Here is a 17495-nt window from a genome sequence, read left to right on the forward strand (position 1 = left end):
GCCCGGCCAGGTCCGAGCCGCGGCCGGGCGCCAACCGGGCCGCCGGGGCGCGGGTGCTGCCGGGCCCCGGCCCAAAATCAAGCGGTGATGAGCATCAGGTCCCGGATCACCTCCGAGGCGGCGACCTGGCCCAGCGCGGTGAACGGCTGCCGGCCCGGGGTGCCGTGGACGTGGACGTCCTCCAGTCTCTGATCGCCGAGGAGATCGGGTTCGCCGACGGGGATGCCCGGATCGAGCTCGACCACCACGGTGAGGCCGCCGACGATCCGCTCGATCCGGCCCTGCACCCCGGCGTCCCGCGGCGCCTCCCGACGCCAGCCGCGCCGCTCCAGCCCGAGCACCTTCGTGGAGGGCACCTCGACGCCGATCACCCGGCTGATGTCGCCGGCGGTGTAGGTCTCCCGGCCGAGCTGCGCGAACGGCTGGACGATCTCGTAGTCGGCGAAGATCGCGGCCCACTGTGCCGCGGCGGTCTCGTCCAGGTCGAGCGGGTGCGCCACACCGACCGTGACGTCCGCGGGCGGGGTGTACGGCTCGTCGGCGCCGTCGGCGTAGGTGGAGTCCTCACAGACCCGGAACGAGTCACCGTTCGACACGGCCCAGACCAGCCGCCGCACGATGTGCCGTAGCAGCGGATGCCCGGCGAAATACTGTGCGAACTCCTCCGGTGTCCACCGCCGGCCGCCGGCCATGGCCTGCTCCAGCCGCCGCACCTGATCGACGGCGACCGTCCGCACCTCCTTCTTCAGGGCGGCGAACTGTTTGTACGTCTCCTCGGCGAGTGGCGTCGACGGTTTCGGCAGGGCCGCCAGGCGCTTGCCGGCCGCATCGCTGACATACGGTTTGAGCTGCTCGTCGAAGCCGACGGTGAACTGCCGCGACCCGTAGTCGAGGGTCATGCTCCCGTCGGGGGAGAGCCCGAAGTCGGGCACGAGCCGGTCGGCCAGCTGCTCGGCGGTGAGCCCGAGAGAGTCGGCCACCTCGCTGACCTTCTCCTGGGCGGCGGTCTTGAGCGCCTTGAACCTGGCGCGCTGGGAGATCCCGTAGAGCCGCATCAGCGCCGCGCCGGTGCCGATCGTGGCCAGTACCCGGACCCCGGCGACCGCTTTGGTGTGCCCGCCCTCACCCGGCCACGCGAGGATCAACGGCGTCAGCCGCTGCACGGTCGTGTCGTCGCCGAGCAGCGCCAGCGCGTCGAGCACCCAGCTCTGCTTGGGGTCGGCGCCGGCGAGCTGCCAGGCGTCGAGCAGTCCCCACACGAACGCGGCCAGGTCGCCCGGCTCGCACGCCTCGGCGGCGAGGGCGACGCCCGCATACGGCTCGTCCATGCGGGAGATCGCCAGCATGGTGATCAGCGTGTCGACGGCGGCCGGTGGGAGCGCCCCCGAGCCGCCGCGCAGCCGAATCGGCGGCAGCATCGCGGGCACGGCCCACGCCGGATTCGCCGGGAGTCTGGCGGGCAGCAGCGTCAGCGGGTCACGGGCCAGCAGCGCGTCGACGGCCGCGGCCGCCGCCGGCCCATGCCCGGACGCCGCCGCGCGGACCGTGTCGGCGGGCAGTGCCAGCAGCGCCGTCTCGGCCTGCCGCCGCGCCGGTCCGGCTTTGCCGAGCGCGGCCGGGATCAGCGCCCGCGCCGCGGAACCGGCGTGCCGCAGCAGCCAGGCGAGCGCCGCCGGGCGGGCGCTCTTGACCCGGGCGTAGCGGTCGGCCATGAGCGTGGCGATCGCCGGTGAGGTGTAGGGCAGCAGCACGTCGGCCAGAGTGGGCACGCGCTCCGCCGCGGCCTGCAGCAGTGGCAGGGCGTCGAGCCCGAACCGTGCGGCGGCGACCTTCACCCACTGGTCGTAGACCGCCGCCCTGCCGGGCCGCCACGTCGACAGCAGCGGCTGGACCAGCTCCTCGGGGCCGCCGGTGAACAGCGTCGCCGCCCACCAGTCGTGTTCGCCCCTGGGCAGGCGCTCGGCGAGCTCCTCCCAGGTGGCCCAGGGCCGTCCCCAGTCGCCCGGGGTGTTGAGCCATCGGTCGCACTCGCCGTCGCGCCACTCCATGGTCGCCGGATCGTCGCAGCTCAGGCCGGCGATGACGACCGGCTTCGGGGCTTTGGCCCGGCCCAGCCACGGCGGGCTCGCCAGGACCGGGGGGACGGCGCTGATCGGGGCGTACTCGATGGCGGCAGCGGCGGCGGCCAGCTCGCGCACCCGCTCGGCGGCCTCGGCGCTCAGCGACGGCACGACCTCGTCGACCAGGTCGGGATGGGCCAGCACGTGGGCGCGTAGCAGCGGGGACCCGGCCTCGGCGAACAGCCGCATCGCCCGGGCGGGGAAGCGGGCGGCCGCGTCGAGCACGGCGCCGGGCACATACTTGCGGTCGAGCCGGGCCAGCAGCTCGGTGATGACCTCGTCGCCGTCGAGCTCGACGAGGACCGCCAGGATCCGCTGCTGGACGTCGGCGGTCTGGTTGGGGATGTCGAACCAGGTCAGCAGCGCTCCGGCGGCGGCCGGGCCGACCCCGTCGGCGACGGTGGCGATGAAGGGCAGCGTGGCGCGCCACCACCAGGCGCCGATGTGCGGGGCGAGCCGGTCCGCCTGCTGCTTCGTGCCCGCCGCGAGGAGCAGGTCCTCGGCCGACGCCGATCCGGCGTGGCCGGCGATGTCCTGCTCGACCCAGTCGTGCTCGCCGGGCAGCAGGACGGAGGTGGCGACGCGAGCCGTCCAGCCCAGGTCGCGGTAGGGCCGGATCACCTCGACCACCCGCGCATAGTCGCTGTCGGAGGCGACGGCCACCGCGGCACGCACCCGCAGCAGGATCTGCTGCACCGGGCCGGTGTAGCCGCTCACGCCACGGTTGCTGGTCAGATACAGGGCACCGCGGTGGAACCCGCCCTGGGGGCGTTCGCGCTCGTTGCAGATCATCAGGGCGTGCTCGACAGCGGCCCGTGCGGCGAAGACCAGGCCGCGCCGGGCGATCCAGGCGTCGGCGATCGGCGTGAGGATATCCTCCGCCGACTCCGGGTGGTCGATGTGGATGCCCAGCGCCGGGATGATCGCCGCCGCCCCGATCGGCGCCGCGTCGGGATCGCCGTCGAGCCAGGCGCGGGCCGCTGTGGCGATCTGCCCGGACGTCCCGGGCTCGTCGAGGATCGGCTGCAGAAGCGAGAGGCCGTCAGCGATCCGCTTCTCGGCGGCCGCCCCGCCGCTCGTGTCGATCACGAACGGCGGAGCGTCCACACTGCCCCTTCGTACATACCGGTTCCGTTTGACGATCGCCGGAGCTACGCCCACCTGATCCACCTCTCCCCGTGAGAACAGCCCGAAGAGTAGTGGCGGGGTACGACAAAGAATCAGGCGCCGGCGCAGACCGTTCCGTTGAGCGTGAACACGGTCGGCAGCACGTTGGGCCCGCTGTAGCTCCCGACGAACCCGACGTTGGCGGTCGCGCCCGCGGCCAGTGCGCCGTCGCTGGCCACCCGGACGGTACGCCCGTCCTGGCTCCAGTTGGCACTCCACCCGCTGCTCACGTTCTGCCAGCCGGTGGGCCAGGTGAACGCCAGGGTCCACCCGTTGATCGGGGCGGTCGAGTTGTTGGTGATGTCGATCGTGCCGACGTACCCGTTGCCCCAGTCGTTGGTGTCGAGGAACTTGACCGTGCAGGACGAGGTCGCCGGCGCCCCGGTGGTGAAGGTGACCGGCGGTGACGCCTGCGAGCGCCGCCCGGATCCGTCACGCGCGAGCACGTTGACCGTGTACCGGCGGCCGGGCTCCAGGTTCCCGACGGTCAGTGACGTCGCGGTGGTCTCGCCGAGCTGCTCGCTGATCCCGCCGTTCTGCCGGTACACCTCGTATTTCAGCCCGGCCGCGCCGGCCGGCCAGGAGATGGTCGCGGTCCGGTCGGTCACGGTGGCCGTCGGCTGCCCGGGCGCCTTCGGCGATCCCGACTCGGTACGCCCGGACCGCACCGTGACCAGCGAGATGGAGTAGGGCTCCAGCGTCTGCGCGGTGGCGCTGCCCACGGCCCCGGTGCTGACCCCGTCGTCGCCGTTGCCGAAGGACGCCACCGCGGGCGCCCCCGATGCCGGCTCGAACCCCTGGTAGTTGAGCGCGACAGTGTGCGCGCTGTCCGGGTCCTTGTTGACCAGCAGCACCGCGAGGTCCCCGTTGGCCCGCCGCACCGCGTGGGCGCTGACCAGCCCGTTGTCGCTGCCGGTTCCGACGAACCGGTCTCCGGGCCGGGCGAGGTCCCCGACCAGCGACAGCGCGTGATAGGGCGCGAACGGCGTGTTCAGCGGCGGCTGGCAGACCGTGTTGTCGGCGTTGCAGTTGCCGCTGGACAGCAGCCCGTAGTCGCCGTAGTCGGTCTCGCCGGCCACCTCGGAGACGGTGCCGAGGCCGTTGTGGACGTTCCACCACTGGACGGTGAACACGCCCTGGGCGAGCAGCCCGCCGTAGACGTCGGCGAGGAAGAGCGCGCCGGGCTGGGTGTTGCGGCCGACCTCGACATTGGTCTCGGTCATGCTGATCCCGATCCGGCTCGCTCCGGCTCCCGCGTACTGGTCGATCTGCCGGCGCAGCAGGTGGACGGCGTCCGGGATGTGCGCGGTCCGGGTGAGGGTCTCGGCGGGGGTGCCGCCGCCCGGATACCAGTGAACGTCGACGAAGTCGATGGCCGACCCGGCGCGGGTCAGCACCTCCTGGTTCCAGGTGCCGGTGTCGCCCGTGCCGACGATGCCGTCCGGCCAGTTCCCCGGCATGGTGAGCACGGCGCCGACCTTGATCGTCGGGTCGACGGCCTTCATCGCCCGCGAGTAGGCGACGACCTCGGCGGCATACTGCTTGGGGCTCTTGTCGGCGTGGTCGTCGGCCTCCCAGGCCGAGCCGTAGTGACCGTTGCCGTAGTTCTCGTTGCCGATGGTCCAGTAGGTGGCGTCGTAGCCCTTGGTGACGTTGGCGTACCGCACCCAGTCGGCGGCCTCCTGGGCGGTGCCGGTGCCGTAGTTCGCGATGATCATCGGCTCCGCGCCGGTGCGCTGCGCCCCGGCCATGAAGGTGTCGAAGTCGGTGTTCGGGGCGACGTAGCCGCCGGGCGCGGTGTGGTCGCGCCAGTGGTAGATGTCGGCGTAGGAGCCGCCCGGATAGCGCAGCATCGTCACGCCGGCGTCGCCCAGCAGGTCGGCGACGGCCGGGGTGCCGAGCTGGGAATCCCAGATGGCGTGGTTGACGCCGACGGCGGTGGCGCCGACGGTGGCGAGCCCGGCACGTACATCGATGTCGACGCGGGTGTCGGCGGCCGCGGCGGCCCGGGCGCCGCTGGGCGGGGGGAGGACGGCGGTGACGGCGGCGAGCAGGAGCGCGCCCGCAAGAGAGGGGATCTTCTTCACAGTGTCTCCACGAACGAGGGGGATGTTGGGAGCGCTCCCATCTTTGACGTAACAAAAGAAAGATGTCAATGAAACAAAACGGCTGCGGCATGCTGGACCGGTGAGGAATCAGCATGTGCTCGTGATCGTCCCGGAGGAGCCGCTGCGGGTGTCGCTCACCGACCGGCTCATCGCGGCCGGTTACCTGGTCACCCCGGTCACGACCGGGACCGAGGCCATGGCCCACGTCGACCGCGCCGACCTGATCGTCGTCGACGTCGACATCCCCGACCTGTACGACCTGGCCCGCGCGCGCCCGTTCCTCACCGACCGGCCGCCGATCATCTGCATGACCACCTGCGACGCCCTCGACCTGCTGCTGCCCGAGATCGGCACCGAGGTCGAGGACTGGGTGACCAAACCGTGCCGCATCCCCGAGCTGCTCGCCCGGGTCCGCGTGCAGTTGCGCCAGACCGTGCTGCGCCACGGCGACCTGACCCTCGACGAGGTCGTCTATCAGGCCTGGCGCGGCGACCGTCCACTCGACGTCACCCCCGCCGAGTACCGGCTGCTACGCCACCTGCTGCTCAACGCCGGGCGTGTGCTGTCCAAGGAGCAGCTGGCGCAGGGCGTGTGGGGTGAGTCCCGCGACCTCAACACCATCGAGCGCCTCGTCTCCCGGCTCCGGCAGAAGGTCGGCCCCGCGCTCATCCACACGAAGAGGGGCTTCGGCTACCGCTTGGAGTGACCTGGGTCACGTCCGGGTTCTGTCAGGTTCGTGTCCGGCTCCTGTCAGGCGACCTTGGTTGCCTGACGGGCATGTCTGACACGCCCTACTATCCGATGACACGCGAGGCCGGCTGCCCGTTCGCGCCGGCCGCCGCCATCCGCGAGGCCGAGCCGGTCAGCCGGGTCCGGATCTGGGACGGCAGCACCCCGTGGTTCATCACCCGGCACGCCGACCAGCGCGATCTGCTCAACGACCCCCGGCTGAGCATCGACGAGAAGAAGCCCGGCTACCCGCACATGACCCGCTCCCGGGCCGCGCTCGCCCCGCACATCCCCGAGCTGATCACCAACACCGACCCGCCCGAGCACACGCGGCTACGGCGTACCGTCAACGGGCCCTTCATGGTCAAACGGGTCGAGGCGCTGCGCCCGCGGATCCAGGAGACCATCGACCGCCTCGTCGACGACCTGCTCGCCGGCCCCAACCCGGCCGATCTGGTGCAGAGCATCGCCCTGCCGGTGCCGACCCTGGTGATCACGCAGATCCTCGGCGTCCCCTACGAGGACCACGAGTTCTTCCAGGCCGCCAGCCGCCGCGCGATCAGCCACGACACCGACCCCGAAGACGGCGCCCAGGCCGGTCAGGGCCTCGGTGAATACCTCGGCGCCCTGCTCACCCGCAAGATCGCCGAACCCGCCGACGACGTGCTGTCCGAGATGGGCGCCCGGGTCACCGCCGGGGAGATGACCTTCGCCGAGGCCGTCACCATGGGCAGCGCCATCCTCATCGCCGGGCACGAGACCAGCGCCAGCATGATCTCCCTCGGCACGCTCGCCCTGCTGCACGACCCCGACCAACTGGCCCTGCTGCGCGAGCACGGCGACGACCCGAAGTTCGTCGCCAACGCCGCCGAGGAACTGCTGCGCTACCTGACGATCGTGCACACCGGCATCCGCCGCATCGCGATCGAGGACATCGAGCTGCACGGCACCACCATCCGGGCCGGCGACGGCGTCATCTTCGACCTGGCCGGCGCCAACTACGACCCGGCCGCCTACCCCGAGCCCGACCGGCTCGACCTGGCCCGCCCGGCGCGCACCCACCACGCGTTCGGCTACGGCGCCCACCAGTGCCTCGGCCAGTCGCTCGCCCGCGTCGAACTGCAGGTCGTCTACGGCACTCTCTACCGCCGCATCCCGACACTCGCGCTCGCGGTGCCGTTCGAGGAGGTCGAGTTCGCCATGGAAGGCGTCGCCTACGGCCTCAAGTCACTCCCGGTCACCTGGTGAGAGGAACCGTCATGCGGATCGAGTTCGACGAGCCCAAGTGCGTCGCCGCCGGGCAGTGCGCCATGGTCGCGCCCGGCGTCTTCGACCAGCGCGAGGACGACGGCGTCGCGATCGTCCTGGACGAGACACCCGGCGACGACCAGCACGAAGCGGTCCGGGAAGCAGCGGCGGTCTGCCCGGCGGCGGCGATCCGGCTGGTCGAGGAGTGAACCGGATCGTCGTCGTCGGCGCTTCGGCGGCCGGGCTGGCCACGGTGGAGACGCTGCGCCGGGAAGGGTTCGGCGGCACGATCACCGTGGTCGGCGAGGAGACCGAGGCGTTCTACGACCGGCCGCCGCTGTCCAAACAGATCCTCGCGGGGGAGTGGGAGGCCGACCGCATCCGGCTGCGCACGCCGGAGCAGATCAGCGCGCTCGGGCTCGACGAACGACGCGGCGTGCGGGCGACCGGACTCGACACCGCCCGGCGGCTGGTCACCCTGAGCGACGGCACTGACGTGCCCTACGACGGGCTCGTCGTGGCCACCGGGGTGCGACCACGACCGCTTTCCGAGGATTCGCAACCTTTCATCCGTACGATCGAACAGGCTCTCGAATGGCGCAAGAGGCTGCGTCCCGGCACCGCCCTGGCCATCGTCGGCGCCGGGTTTCTCGGCGCGGAATGCGCCGCCGTGGCCACCCGCCTCGGATGCGCCGTCACCCTGCTGGAGCCCGCGCCCGTGCCGCTGGCCCACGCCGTCGGCGAACCGGTCGGCCGGATGCTCGCCGGCGTGCACCGGGAGAAGGGCGTCGACGTGCGCACCGGTGTCACCGTGGAATCGCTGGTCGACGGGGGAGTGCGGCTCGACGACGGCACGACGGTCGCCGCCGGCGAGGTGCTGGTCGCCGTCGGCTCGATCCCGAACACCGACTGGCTGGCCGGCTCCGGACTGACCCTCGACGACGGCCTGGTCTGTGATCGGTACTGCGCGGCGGCCCCCGGCATCTACGCGGCCGGTGACGTCGCCCGCTGGCACAACCCGCTGTTCGGCGTCTCGATGCGCCTCGAACACCGCACCAACGCCGCCGAACAGGGCATGGCCGCCGCCCGCAACCTGCTCGGCGCGAACCGCCCGTTCGCCCCGGTCCCGTATTTCTGGTCCGACCAGTACAACCTCAAGATCCACGCGTATGGCCACCTGCGTGGCCACGACGAGTTCACCGTCGTCGAAGGCGCCCTGGCCGACCGCCGTCTCCTCGCCACCTACCGCAGCAACGGCCGTCTCGTCGGCGTCCTGGCCGTCGACATGCCACCCAAGGCCGTCCGCCCCTGGCGTCAGGCCATCGCTTCCGGGGGTCGACCATGAACACACCCGATGTCGTCGTCGTGACCGGTGTCGGGGGCATGGGCGCCGCCGTCGCCCGCCGCCTCGGCAGCGGCCGCACCCTGCTGATCGCCGACACCGTCCCGGACCACCTCGACCGCACCCTCACCGCCCTGCGCGCCGAAGGCTACGACGCCCGCGGCCGGATCACCGACATCGCCGACCAGCCGGCGGTTGCCGAGCTCGCCGCCTCCGCCGCCGAGCTCGGCCGTCTCGCCGCCGTCGTCCACACCGCCGGCGTCTCGGCCGCCGGCTCCACCGTGGACACGATCATGCGGGTGGACCTGGCCGGAACTGCCTATCTGATCGACGCGTTCGAGCCACTCGCGGGCCACGGCACCGCGATCGTCTGCGTGGCCAGCATGGCCGGGCACTACGCCCGGCTCGGCGCCGACGACGAACACACCCTGGCCACCACCCCCACGGCCGGGCTGCTCGACCTCGACCTGATCACCGGCTTCACCGGCGACCCGGTCGGCGCCTACATCCTCGCGAAACGCGCCAACCAGGTGCGCGTCCAGGCCGCGGCCCTGGCCTACAGCCGTCGTGGCGCCCGCATCAACACGATCAGCCCCGGCGTCGTCTCGACGGCGATGGCGCGGGCCGAACAGCAGTCGTCGTCGGGTGAGCACATGATGGCCATGCTGCAGGCGTGCGGGGCCGGCCGTACCGGAACACCCGCCGAGATCGCCGACGCGGCCGCCTTCCTGACCGGCCCGCACTCCCTCTACATCACCGGAACCGACCTGCTCGTCGACGGCGGCCAGGCCGCCTGGTTGCGCCACCACCGGCCGAGCTGAGCCGCGCCGTATCCACCGGGCCGACCGGCCGGTCGCGCTATATCACTTTCGGTCCCGCTGAGCCGCGCGGTATCCCGCCGGGCGGTCCGGCTGTTCTTCTCAGATCGGTGCGGCGGTCGCCGTTGTAGGGGCCGTGACGAGGTCTCTGCGTGCGCGCTTGTCGGCAGTGATCGTCGTCGCGGCCGTGTTCCAGCTGATCGTGCCGTTCGTCTCGCCGCCGGCCGGACGCAGCCTCTCGGACGCGATCATCGTGTTCCTGGCCGGCGCCGCCGCCGTCGGGTTCGGCCGCCGGATCCGGGCCGAACAGGGCCGTGGCCGGGCCGCGATGACGGTGGCCACGGCTTCCACCGCCATGTGGGCGACGGCGAACGCGCTGTTCCTGGCCGGCGAGACCCATCCGCTGCCGGTCGCCGGCGTCGCAGGGGCCGTGCTCTCGGTCGCCGCGGCGCTGCTGTTGCCGGTGGGCATGCACCTGAGCAGTCCGCCGCTGGGAGCCGCCGAAGGCTTTCGGGGCCTGTTCGACGTGGCCGCGGTCTCCGGCGCTGTCCTGGCCCTGACCTGGCTGTACGTCCTCGATCCGGCGCGCGGTGCGGTCGCCGGCATCACCGACAGCGGCTACACCGCCGCCCTGATCGCGCCCGAGGTCGTCGCCGCCACGGTCGCCCTGGTGATGATGTCCCGCAATCTGCCCGAGGCGTCCGGCGACGGCCCCCGGCTGCTCGGTTCCGCCGCTGTCGTGCTGGCGATCGCCGCGCTTCTGGGCCTGCGCAACCAGGTGGTCGGCCAGCCCTGGCACACCGGTGGGGCCGGAGCCGGGTTCGTCCTGGCCGCCGGCCTCGTCATGATCGCGAGCCGGGTCCGCGTGCCCGAGTCCGCCCCGACCGGCACCGACCGTCACTTCGCCGGCCGCTGGGTGATCCTCCCGTACGTCCCGATCCTGCTGGCCGTGGTGACGACCGCCGCCGAGCTGCTGCGCGACGACATGCTGCCCGCCCCGGTCGTCTGGATCCTGCTGGTCACGTTCACGCTGATCCTGGGCCGCCAGTTCATGACGGTCGCCATCGTCGGCCGGCTGGCGGTCACCCTCGAACAGCAGCAGGCCGCCCTCGCCTACCAGGCGCACCACGACGCGCTGACCGGCCTGCACAACCGCGCCGCGTTCAACGACCTGGGCCGCCGCATGGTCGAGACCGCGGGTGCCGGAGCGGTCCTGCTGCTCGACCTGGACGGCTTCAAGCCGGTCAACGACCGCCTGGGCCACGCCGCCGGCGACGACGTCCTGGTGACCGTGGCCGCCCGCCTGACCGAGACGGCCCGTCCCGGTGACCTGGTCGTACGCCTGGGCGGTGACGAGTTCGCGCTGGTTCTGACCACACCGGCCACCGACGGAACGGCCCGCGAGTTGGGCGACCGCATCCTCACGGCGGTGGCCGCCCCGATCGGCACCCAGGGCGAGCGGGTGACGGTCGGCGGCAGCATCGGCCTGGCCGCCGGCGCCCACCCCCTGAGTGAGCTGTTGCGCAGAGCCGACATAGCGATGTACGAGGCGAAGGCCGCGGGCAAGGGCACGATCCGCCCCTACCGCGACGACGCCGCCGACCCGATCGCTCTCGCCCGAGCCGGCTGAGCCGATGCGGGATCGTGCTACGGCCGGCGCCACCGGAACAGCTCCGCCACAGCCTTGATGATGCCCGGCCGGTCCTTGGGCTCGGAACCACGCAGGGCGACCGCCGTGATGATGATCTTCCCGACCATGGGTATGCCGATGACCAGCGCGATGGCCCAGGGGCCGTGTTCAACGACCGGGGCCAGATCAGGGAGTCCCACGTTCCGCCTCTCGACCTCTGGGGCCGAGCCGATCACGGATCGCTGGTCGAGGGCGATCCGACATCAACCCGACCAGCTTCACGAACTGGTCTCGCGTTGACACGAATCGCACTCGTTTGCCGCCGAGAGCGATTGCTTCGGTGTGACACCCGGCCGCCGCGTCACCGGAGGCGGGAAACTACCGGGAGTCTATGCCACGACTGCGCTGAGTCGCCACCCTCGGCGATGCTCGGCCCAGTCGTCGCGCCGTCTGGGCATCCACCATGGCCGGTCCGGCCCCGCTCACCGGGGCGGCAGGCCACCGGGGACCGGGGTGCGGACTTCGCCGACGATGTCGCCAAGTCCGGCCAGGACACCACGCCGTGGAGGGAACTCGATTTCTCATCGGGTCCCCTAGAGTGACCTCCGTGCTCGACGTCCCTGATCCGCCGCTGGAGGAACCGAGACGGCGACCGCCGCTCCGGGTCCGGTTCTGAGGAGCGACCATCATGGCGTTCCGGGTCGAGATCGAGCGACGGTTCCCAGCCGTTCAGGGGCTGCCGTCACCGGTGCGCGCCGCCCGTGGGCGATCGCTGATCCCCGCCGGTGACAGCATCCCGGTCGTGCTCGTGGTCGCTGTCGACTTCGGGGAGGAGCAGCTCACCGAGCGGGGCTGGTTCTTCGACACCGACGCGACCGGGGAGATCGTCGACCGGTGCTGCGCCGAGCTGAGCGCGGCACCGTGGACGGCGCTGTTCGATTTCCGGCCGACCTTCGAGCTGGTGGCCCGGCATCTGTTCCGGCGGTTGGCAGACCGGATCCCGCAACTGGCCTACGTGGAGTTGAGGGACGAGACGTTCGGTGTGACCACCCGCTACTCACCGGCGGCCGGGCCGGGGCGGTGACCGGCCGCCGGTGGCGCTCAGTGGCGGACCGGCACGTCGAGCCCGGCCGCGCCCAGCACCTCGTCGGCCTCCACCTCGGCCACGGTGAGTCTCGGCCGGCGGGCTCGTGGCAGCAGCAGGCCCACGGCGGTGGCGGCGGCCGCGGCCAGGACGGCGCTGACCACGAAGACGGTCACCAGCTGTGACTCGTGCGGCAGCGGCAGCGGGCCGGGGATCGGGTTGCGGGTCGTCATGGTCACCACGAACGCGGTGCCCAGGGACATGCCGACGGAGCGGGCGATCGAGTTGACGCTGTTGGCGATGCCGGTCTCGGCGGGCTCGACGTGGGCGATGAGCAGGGCGGGCAGGGCGGCGTACCCGAAGGTGACCGCGGTGTTGACCGCCAGCGCCCCGGCGATGACCTGCCAGGTGGCCGCGTGCAGCACCGCGAGCCAGGCGAAGCCGGCGCCGGCCAGCACGGCGGCGATCACCAGCGTGGCCTTGGCGCCGAACCGGGCGACCAGCCGGCCGCCGAGTGGTGCCGTGATCACGCCGCTGGCGGTGCCGGGGAGCAGGTAGATCAGGCTGGTGGCGAGCACCGAGGCACCGAAGCCGTACCCGGCCACCGCGGGTGGGGTCTGCACCAGAGTGGAGACCGCCAGGAACACGGCGAACATCGAGAAGCCCAGGTACAGCCCGGCGGCGTTGGCCACCACGATCGGGCGATGGCTGAGCATCCGGGTGCTGACCAGTGGATGCGTGACGCGCCGTTCGAGGAGGACGAACAGGGTCAGGACGACGGCGGAGCCGGCCAGCAGGCCGAGCACGCGCGCCGAGCCCCAGCCCCAGCTGTTGCCCTCGGCCAGGGGGAGCAGGAGCAGCACGAGGCCGAGGCCGAGCAGGGCGGCGCCGGCCCAGTCGATGGTGCCGGTGGCGGCTCCGGGGCGGGCGGTCAGCAGCCAGGCCCCGGCCAGGCCGATCAGGGTCAGCAGGGTGGCCAGCCAGAACAGCCGGTGGTAGTCACCGCCGGGGCGCATCAGCAGGCCGGTGATGACCAGGCCGAGCCCGGCGCCGACCGACAGCATGCCGCTGACCATGGCCATCGCGCCGGTCAGGCGATGCGGTGGCAGCTCTTCGCGCAGCACGCCGATGGCCAGCGGGAAGAGCCCGAAGCTGGCGGCCTGGGCGACTCGGCCGAGGAGGAGCAGCGGAAGGCTGGAGGTGGTGGCGGCGAGGATCGAGCCGAGCAGGACGACGGTGAGGACGCCGAGCATCACGGTGCGGCGGCCGTACAGGTCGCCGAGACGGCCGAGCATCGGCGTGAGCACCGCGGCGGCCAGCAGGTTGGCGGTCACCACCCAACTGGCGGCGGTGGTGGAGATCCCCAGGTCGGCTTGGATGTCGGCGACGACCGGGACGACGAGGGTCTGCAAGGCGGAGACGAGCAGGACGACGTACGAGGCGACGGGCAGCGCCAACCGCGTTCTGAAGGGCATGCGCCGAACGTAGACCCGCCGCCAAGGATTTTCAACACCGCGTCAAAAACCAAAGATGCGGCGTCAATTACATTTGATGGCCTGTAGAGTCGGCGCCGTGCCAGCCATCAGAAGCCGCCGTGCCCCCACGAAAGGCGACCAGAGGGAGCAGACCCTGGTCGACGCCGCGCGGGCCGTCTTCCGCGACAAGCCGATCAGCCAGGTCACGATCGACGAGCTGGCCACCGCTGCCGGAATCACCCGCTCCGGCTTCTACTTCTACTTCGAGTCCAAGCAGGCGCTGCTCGCCGCGATCGTCGATCAGGGGATCGCCGAGGCCGACCTGGAGATGGCCGAGTGGATGGCCGCCGACGGCCTCGACCGTGAGGCCCTGCGCCGCAGCCTCGCGGCGGGTCTCGCCCGGTGGCGGGTCGACGGCCGGTGGCTGCGCGAGGCGTTCATCGCCCCCGATCCCGGCCCCGACGTGATGCAGGTCCGCGACCGGCTGCTGGACCGGGGCTGCTCACTGTTCAGCGAGCGCATCAGGCGCGACGCCCGAGCCGGGCTTACCGTCGGCGGCCCACCCGACCTGCTCGCTCGCATGGCCGTCAACCTGCGCGCCACCGTGTTCGCCGACGTCTACGCCGACCCGGACGGCTACGACGACGACGAGGTCCTCGACACCCTCACCGACGCGATCCTGCGCCTGGTCTACGGCGCGTCCGCCCGCTGAACCGGTGGTGCGGGCATGTACCGGAACCGTCCGCCGGGCAGGTTACGGTCCCGGGCATGACACCACGACCGAGCGGTGACCCCGACATCGGGGAACGCATCCGGGCACGCCGTCAGCTGCGCGGATGGAGCGTGCGGTTCGCGGCCAGCCGGGCCGGGATCTCCCATGCCACGTGGAGCCGGATCGAGCGGGGCCGGCAGGCCGCCGACAACCGGTTCACGCTTGCCGACATCGCGGCCGCACTGGACTGCGCGCCCGCCGAGCTGACCGGGGTGGCGGTCCCGGCCGCGGATCGGGACGTCGTCGCCGCGCACGCGTACGTGCACGCCATCCGGCAGGCGCTGGTCGACGTCGACCTGACCGAGCCGGCCGTCCCGTCGTCGACGCCGGTGACCGAGCTGGCCCGTACGATCACGCTGGTCGACACGCTCCGCCAGGCGTGCGACTACGCCGGTGCCGCCCGGCTGATCCCCGCCCTGCTGCGTGACCTGCACGCGGCCGCCGCCGGCCCGCAGCGGCAGACCGCTGTCCGGCTGCTGTGCGACGTCACCTTCATCGCCTCGTCGGTGCTGCGCAACCTGGGCCGTCCCGCCGACGCGTGGCTCGGGGCCGAGCGCTGCCGTGATGCCGCCGCGGCCTCCGGCGACCCGGCACTGTTGGGGTACGCCGCCTACGCCCGTGCCTGCGCAGCCACCGGCTGCGGCTCCTACCAGCGCGGACTCACCCTGGCCGAACGCGCGGTCGACGAGCTGCGCGCCCATCCCGGCCGGGCCGGCGTCACCGAGGTGCTGGGCTCGTTGCTGCTGATCTGCGCGCTGGCCTGCCGCGGGTCCGGGCGTCCCGACGACAGCCGAGCCTGGTCGGCCGAGGCCGCCGAACTGGCCGCCCACACCGGCGAGACGTCGACGATGGGCCTCTACTTCGGTCCCACCAACGTGTCCATCTGGCGGATCGGCATCGAAGCCGACGGTGGCGATCCCGACCTGGCCGCCGCGATCGCCGGTGGCACCGACCCGGCGGCGCTGCCGGTCGGCTTCCGGCAGGTCTTCTACTACGCCGACACGGCGCGGGCACTGGCCCGGCTGCGCGGCCGTGACCGGGAGGCGATCCGCTTCCTGCTCACCGCCGAACGGCTGGCGCCCCAGCACGTGCACACGTCCGCCCTGACCCGCGAGACCACCCGGACCCTGCTGGACCGCTCGAACCGCAGCGCCGGCGGCACCGAGCTGCGCGGCCTCGCCGAGCGCCTGCAGGTCACGGCATGAGCTCGTCGATGCGCCGCTGCTCGGCGTCGCGCAACCGGCGGTAGTGGCCCGACCGTTCCCGGTCGCCGACGCGGACGGCCGCTTCGGTGGCGGCCTGCAGCGCGACCAGTGACAGGTCCGGCACCACGGCCGCCTGCCGGTGGGCCTCGGCGAACACCACCCCGGCCAGGTCGTTCCCGGCCGCGCCCGCCAGCAGGAACAGCTCGTGGACGAACATCCGGCCCAGCCCCACCTCGGCCCAGTCGGACACGTCCTCCAGCGCCCGGCCGCACTCGCGCAACGCCTCCCAGGCCGCCGCGTGGTCGCCGGCCCGGCGTTCGAGCTCGGCGAGACTCACCCACGCAGACGCGCGGTCCCACGCGCTGACGGCGAACGCCAGCAGCTCCCGCTTGGCCGCGGCCGCCGCGGCGAAGTCGCCGAGATCGGCGAGCTGGTAGCGCAGCTGCGTCAACATGTCCTCGTCCCGCGGACGATCGGCGGCCCAGCGGTCCAGCCACTGCCGCGCCAGGTCGTCGTCGCCGGCCAGTTTGGCGCGTTCGATCCAGGTGAGCGGATCCTCGCCGGCCGGGTCACCCGGGAAGTCATGTCGCCGGCTCTGCGCCCACTCCGCCACGTCCTCTTCGGAGGACTCCGGCCGCCCGTCGTCGCCGAGGAGACGATCAAGGACCTCTCGGCGGTACGGGTGACCGCTGTCGCGTACGAAAGCAAGGGTCGTCTCGACGCCCGCGGCGAGCACGTGCTCGATGTCGTAGCCGCACCACGTGTCGAAGTTCGCCCGTTTCAGGTCCCACTGCGTCCAGACGTCCTCGACCTGCCGATACTCGGCGAGCAGGAACCCGGCCAACTCGGTCTCCCGGGTCAGCCCCTGGAACGGCGCCTCCCGCCGGCACTGCGCCTCCGCACCGGCCACCCACCGCACGAGCGCGAGATCGCCGGGCCGCCGGTCGTACTGCAGAGCCCACAGCACCTGCGCCCGCCGTACGGCGTTCACGTCGAAGTCGTAGCCGTCCGCCCCGGTACCTCTCTCGTACCGCAGCTCCCGCCACGCCTCCGGCGTCTCCCGCATCCGCTGCAGCTCCCGGCGCGCCTTGTCGATCATCGTCACAGGCTGCCCGACTCGGGCCGGAACGACCAGTGGGTATTCGCGCCCGGCAGGCGGGTAGCGGCTCAGTCGGCGTAGACGGGGCGGCCGTCGATGCTGACGCCGTTCTTCACCCGGCGGTACTCGGCCAGGTCGGCTTCGGAGCGTCGCTCGTGGGCGCGGACGAGCAGGTCACGGTCGCCCTCGTAGGACATCAGCGGGACCGCGTAACCACAGGAGTCGCTGACCCGCTCCACGGCGACGTCGATCACCGAGCGGACGCCGTGCGTGTCCGGCGGCGACGGGAACAGCGCCAGCATCTCGGCGAACTCCGGTGACGTCACCGGCACCGTACGGCCGTGGCCGTGCAGGCGCACGATGTTCGGCGGGCCCTGGAAGGCGCAGAACATCAGCGTGATCCGCCCGTTCTCGTCGAGGTGGGCGGTCGTCTCGGCGCCGCTGCCGTGATAGTCGAGGTAGGCGACCCGGTGCCCACCGAGCACCACGAACGTGCCCGACATGCCCTTGGGGGAGACGTTGACGTGCCCGCCCGGCCCGGTCGGCGCGGTCGCCACGAAGAACATCGGCTGCGCCTCGATGAACGCCCGGAGCCGTCCACTGATCTCGTCATGCACCTTCATGCCCCGATCGTGCCCGGCCACCGCAAGACGCCGGGACGGGATTCCCACCCACCGGTCGTCACGCGGACGGGCGAA

The 17495-nt window shown here is 72.3% G+C and carries 15 protein-coding genes; 9 read left to right on the plus strand and 6 right to left on the minus strand.

Going from position 1 to position 17495, the window contains the following annotated elements:
• Positions 1-77: 77 nt before the first annotated feature.
• Both ACQPZW_RS18225 and ACQPZW_RS18230 read right to left on the minus strand, forming a co-directional pair.
• Positions 78-3227 carry a DUF4132 domain-containing protein gene (locus tag ACQPZW_RS18225; protein WP_433796088.1) on the minus strand — a complete coding sequence of 1050 codons (3150 nt, stop codon included), beginning with the start codon at positions 3225-3227 and terminating at the stop codon, positions 78-80.
• Between the two features lie 113 nt (positions 3228-3340).
• Positions 3341-5374, minus strand: coding sequence for a cellulose binding domain-containing protein (locus ACQPZW_RS18230; RefSeq protein WP_433796089.1), 2034 nt, complete (start codon positions 5372-5374; stop codon positions 3341-3343).
• A gap of 100 nt (positions 5375-5474) precedes the next feature.
• Between ACQPZW_RS18230 and ACQPZW_RS18235 the strand changes: the two genes are divergently transcribed.
• The 6 genes from ACQPZW_RS18235 to ACQPZW_RS18260 all read left to right on the plus strand — a co-directional run bounded on the left by ACQPZW_RS18235 (position 5475) and on the right by ACQPZW_RS18260 (position 11162).
• Positions 5475-6101 (plus strand): response regulator transcription factor, encoded by a 627-nt coding sequence (locus ACQPZW_RS18235; RefSeq protein ID WP_433796090.1) that lies wholly within the window; start codon positions 5475-5477, stop codon positions 6099-6101.
• Positions 6102-6172: 71 nt separating this feature from the next.
• Entirely contained in the window at positions 6173-7372 is a 1200-nt protein-coding gene (locus ACQPZW_RS18240) for a cytochrome P450 (protein ID WP_433796091.1), read from the plus strand.
• An 11-nt stretch (positions 7373-7383) separates the two neighbouring features.
• Positions 7384-7581, plus strand: a complete 198-nt coding sequence (locus ACQPZW_RS18245) for a ferredoxin (RefSeq protein ID WP_433796092.1) — start codon at positions 7384-7386, stop codon at positions 7579-7581.
• On the plus strand, positions 7578-8717 hold the full coding sequence (locus ACQPZW_RS18250; RefSeq protein ID WP_433796093.1) for an NAD(P)/FAD-dependent oxidoreductase: 1140 nt from the start codon (positions 7578-7580) through the stop codon (positions 8715-8717). The genes ACQPZW_RS18245 and ACQPZW_RS18250 overlap by 4 nt, the downstream gene beginning before the upstream one ends.
• A complete protein-coding gene (locus ACQPZW_RS18255) occupies positions 8714-9535 on the plus strand; it encodes an SDR family oxidoreductase (protein ID WP_433796094.1) in 822 nt (273 codons plus the stop codon). The genes ACQPZW_RS18250 and ACQPZW_RS18255 overlap by 4 nt, the downstream gene beginning before the upstream one ends.
• A 166-nt stretch (positions 9536-9701) precedes the next feature.
• Positions 9702-11162, plus strand: coding sequence for a diguanylate cyclase domain-containing protein (locus ACQPZW_RS18260; protein ID WP_433797571.1), 1461 nt, complete (start codon positions 9702-9704; stop codon positions 11160-11162).
• Positions 11163-11179: 17 nt separating this feature from the next.
• Here ACQPZW_RS18260 and ACQPZW_RS18265 read toward each other — a convergent pair whose 3' ends face one another.
• Positions 11180-11362 carry a hypothetical protein gene (locus ACQPZW_RS18265; RefSeq protein ID WP_433796095.1) on the minus strand — a complete coding sequence of 61 codons (183 nt, stop codon included), beginning with the start codon at positions 11360-11362 and terminating at the stop codon, positions 11180-11182.
• 488 nt (positions 11363-11850) lie between these two features.
• On the opposite strand from ACQPZW_RS18265, the gene ACQPZW_RS18270 reads away from it, so the two are divergent.
• Entirely contained in the window at positions 11851-12246 is a 396-nt protein-coding gene (locus tag ACQPZW_RS18270) for a 6-carboxytetrahydropterin synthase (RefSeq protein ID WP_433796096.1), read from the plus strand.
• A 17-nt stretch (positions 12247-12263) separates the two neighbouring features.
• Here the strand turns inward: ACQPZW_RS18270 and ACQPZW_RS18275 are convergent, their stop codons facing one another.
• Positions 12264-13721, minus strand: coding sequence for an MFS transporter (locus tag ACQPZW_RS18275; RefSeq protein ID WP_433796097.1), 1458 nt, complete (start codon positions 13719-13721; stop codon positions 12264-12266).
• A 97-nt stretch (positions 13722-13818) separates the two neighbouring features.
• On the opposite strand from ACQPZW_RS18275, the gene ACQPZW_RS18280 reads away from it, so the two are divergent.
• A complete protein-coding gene (locus ACQPZW_RS18280) occupies positions 13819-14433 on the plus strand; it encodes a TetR/AcrR family transcriptional regulator (RefSeq protein WP_433796098.1) in 615 nt (204 codons plus the stop codon).
• A 56-nt stretch (positions 14434-14489) separates the two neighbouring features.
• The gene (locus ACQPZW_RS18285) at positions 14490-15698 is read left to right on the plus strand and encodes a helix-turn-helix domain-containing protein (RefSeq protein WP_433796099.1); all 1209 of its coding nucleotides are present in this window, start codon (positions 14490-14492) and stop codon (positions 15696-15698) included.
• Here the strand turns inward: ACQPZW_RS18285 and ACQPZW_RS18290 are convergent.
• Both ACQPZW_RS18290 and ACQPZW_RS18295 read right to left on the minus strand, forming a co-directional pair.
• Positions 15688-16797 carry a hypothetical protein gene (locus ACQPZW_RS18290; protein WP_433796100.1) on the minus strand — a complete coding sequence of 370 codons (1110 nt, stop codon included), beginning with the start codon at positions 16795-16797 and terminating at the stop codon, positions 15688-15690. The genes ACQPZW_RS18285 and ACQPZW_RS18290 overlap by 11 nt on opposite strands.
• Before the next feature lie 68 nt (positions 16798-16865).
• Positions 16866-17420 carry a pyridoxamine 5'-phosphate oxidase family protein gene (locus tag ACQPZW_RS18295; protein ID WP_433796101.1) on the minus strand — a complete coding sequence of 185 codons (555 nt, stop codon included), beginning with the start codon at positions 17418-17420 and terminating at the stop codon, positions 16866-16868.
• Positions 17421-17495: the final 75 nt, after the last annotated feature.

The sequence above is a fragment of the Actinoplanes sp. CA-252034 genome, from assembly GCF_050956125.1.
Classification (GTDB): Bacteria; Actinomycetota; Actinomycetes; order Mycobacteriales; family Micromonosporaceae; genus Actinoplanes.

Coding starts and splice junctions, on each gene's coding strand:
- ACQPZW_RS18240 (WP_433796091.1), top strand. CDS start 6,173: ATGTCTGACACGCCCTACTATCCGATGACACGCGAGGCCGGCTGCCCG.
- ACQPZW_RS18245 (WP_433796092.1), top strand. CDS start 7,384: ATGCGGATCGAGTTCGACGAGCCCAAGTGCGTCGCCGCCGGGCAGTGC.
- ACQPZW_RS18255 (WP_433796094.1), top strand. CDS start 8,714: ATGAACACACCCGATGTCGTCGTCGTGACCGGTGTCGGGGGCATGGGC.
- ACQPZW_RS18270 (WP_433796096.1), top strand. CDS start 11,851: ATGGCGTTCCGGGTCGAGATCGAGCGACGGTTCCCAGCCGTTCAGGGG.
- ACQPZW_RS18275 (WP_433796097.1), bottom strand. CDS start 13,721: ATGCCCTTCAGAACGCGGTTGGCGCTGCCCGTCGCCTCGTACGTCGTC.
- ACQPZW_RS18285 (WP_433796099.1), top strand. CDS start 14,490: ATGACACCACGACCGAGCGGTGACCCCGACATCGGGGAACGCATCCGG.
- ACQPZW_RS18290 (WP_433796100.1), bottom strand. CDS start 16,797: ATGATCGACAAGGCGCGCCGGGAGCTGCAGCGGATGCGGGAGACGCCG.
- ACQPZW_RS18295 (WP_433796101.1), bottom strand. CDS start 17,420: ATGAAGGTGCATGACGAGATCAGTGGACGGCTCCGGGCGTTCATCGAG.